The organism is Nonomuraea lactucae (assembly GCF_003313395.1).
Taxonomy (GTDB): Bacteria; Actinomycetota; Actinomycetes; order Streptosporangiales; family Streptosporangiaceae; genus Nonomuraea; species Nonomuraea lactucae.
Genome location: NZ_QNFZ01000607.1, coordinates 1 through 2,273, shown reverse-complemented (window position 1 = coordinate 2,273; position 2,273 = coordinate 1). Strand labels below are relative to the sequence as shown.

Annotated in this window: 2 protein-coding genes; one reads left to right on the top strand and one right to left on the bottom strand. The window is 72.3% G+C overall.

The window, feature by feature from the left end:
• On the bottom strand, positions 1 to 842 hold an 842-nt coding region (locus tag DQW85_RS24175), incomplete at its 3' end, for a saccharopine dehydrogenase family protein (protein WP_240197393.1).
• 183 nt (positions 843 to 1,025) lie between these two features.
• Here DQW85_RS24175 and DQW85_RS24170 point away from each other — a divergent pair.
• Positions 1,026 to 2,273: protein kinase domain-containing protein (locus DQW85_RS24170; protein WP_162795319.1), on the top strand; the 1,248-nt coding region annotated here is incomplete at its 3' end.

Below are 2,273 nucleotides of genomic sequence, written 5' to 3'. Positions count from 1 at the left end.
CGGGCGGGCGGGATCTGGGCGAGCGCGGCCAGCGCCCCCGCTCCCGCGGCGATGGACAGCGCCGCCGGCAGCCGTCTGACCGCGATGTGCTGGCGGTAGGTGAAGTCAGGGCCGTAGCGGTCGAGGAGACGGGCCGACCGGCCGACGATCAGCGGGTCGAGGCTCGGCATCGGCAGCGCCCAGCCGCCCACGTAGCGCAGGCCACCCGGCAGGGAGCTGACCCTGCGGCCGCGCGGCGGCGGCTCGACGGCGCGCCGCCGAGTCCCCGCCGCGATCGCCTGGAGCGGGCGGGAGACGATCGACAGGATCGACTGGTAGGTGCCGCCCGACGGGCGCATGTCACCCCGCAGGAAGGCGCGGACCTTCAGCGGGACGTTCTCCGGGAGCAGGCCGACCGTGAAGAGGGTGCCCAGGTCGAAGGGGATGGAGTCGGTGCCGCACGCGTGCACGAGCTTCGCGCCCGTGCGCTCGGCCGTGGCGTGGTGGCGCAGGTGAACGCGGTCGACGAACTCCGCCTCGCCGGTCAGGTCCAGGTAGTGGGTGCCCGCCCGGGCGCAGGCGGCCACGAGCGGCTCGCCGTACCGGATGTAGGGGCCGACGGTCGTGGCGACCACGCGAGCCTGCCGCGCGATCTCGGCGAGCGCGGCCGGGTCGGTGGCGTCGGCGACGAGGATCGGCACGTCGATGCCGAGCCGCTCCAGTTTGGCGCGGTCGCGGCCGGCCAGCGCCCAGCGCACCTCGGGCCCCGCGACCCCGGCGAGATAGGCGGCGGTGAGAGCGCCGGTGAAGCCGCTCGCGCCGAACAGCACTATGTCGAAAGCGCGGTCCCGTGCTCGACTCACGGTGCCGAGCTTAGTAGCCGCCGATACGATGCTGGGAATGACGCTGGACGGGGCATGCGTCACCATTCATGACAGGAAGGGGGCGAACAGTGACGTCAAGAACGGTTAACGCCCCCCTGAGAACTTTCTGAACGTCGTAAAGTTTGCCTCGTCGGGCCGTATGCACACGTGGGGAAAAGTCGAATGCCGCAGATCTCGCCGCTGGTCACGGGCGACCCTGGCGAGCTGGGGTCATTCCGCCTCACCGGACGGATCGGGGAGGGCGGCCAGGGCATCGTCTACCTGGGCGTCAACGCTCAAGGCGAGCGGGCGGCGATCAAGCTGCTGCACATCAAGTTCAGCGGTGACACGATCGCCAGGTCCCGCTTCGCCAGGGAGTTGACGGCCGCCAAGCGGGTGGCGTCGTTCTGCACCGCGCGGGTCATCGAGGCCGACCTCGACGGTGACACGCCGTACATCGCCAGCGAGTACATCGACGGGCGCCCGCTGCGGGAGATCGTCGACACCGACGGACCCCTGCGGGGCACGGTGCTCGACCGGCTCGCGATCGGCACCGCGACCGCACTCACCGCGATCCACCACGCCTCGATCGTGCACCGCGACTTCAAACCCGACAACGTGCTGATCGCCGCGGACGGGCCGCGGGTGGTGGACTTCGGGATCGCGCGGATCATCGACTCGACCGGGACGATCACCAGCAGGGCGATCGGGACCCCCGCCTACATGGCGCCCGAGCAGATCGCCGGCGAGGACGTGGGGCCCTTCACCGACGTGTTCGCGTGGGGAGCGACGATCGCGTTCGCGGCGACGGGCAGGGTGGCCTTCGAGGGCAACTCGATCGCCGTGGTGCTCAACCGGATCCTCAACCACGAGGTCGACGTCAGCATGATGCCGGAGCCGCTGCGTGGCGTGGTGCGCTCGGCGCTGGCCAAGTCGCCGGACGAGCGGCCCTCGGCCGACCAGATCCTGCTGCGGTTGCTCGGTCAGCCGGAGTCGGTGGGGGCGTCCACCGCCGTGCTGACCCGGGGCGTACAGGTGGCCAGCGACGACACCACGCCGTTCATGCGCGTCTCGCCGACGCTGGCGGACCGGCACACGGGGACGGGCGGCACGGCCTCGCACACGGGCGGGCCACGGCCTTCCAGCACCGGGGGGACGTCCTCCCACACGGCCGGGACGTCCTCCCACACAGGCGGGACGTCTCCTCACACGGGCGGGACGTCCTCCCACACGGGTGGGACGTCCTCCCGGTACGCGGGCGAGATGTCCTCGCCGCACGCCGAGGCGTTTCCGGCGCAGGTCGGTACGTATCCGCAGCCGGCCGGAGTGCCCACGCGGCTGTCCCCGCAGGCCGGCGGCCTGGCGCCACCACCCGAATCGGCGACCCGCAAGCCCGTGCCCGGCACCGGGCCGTCCCGGCCCGCCCCGCCG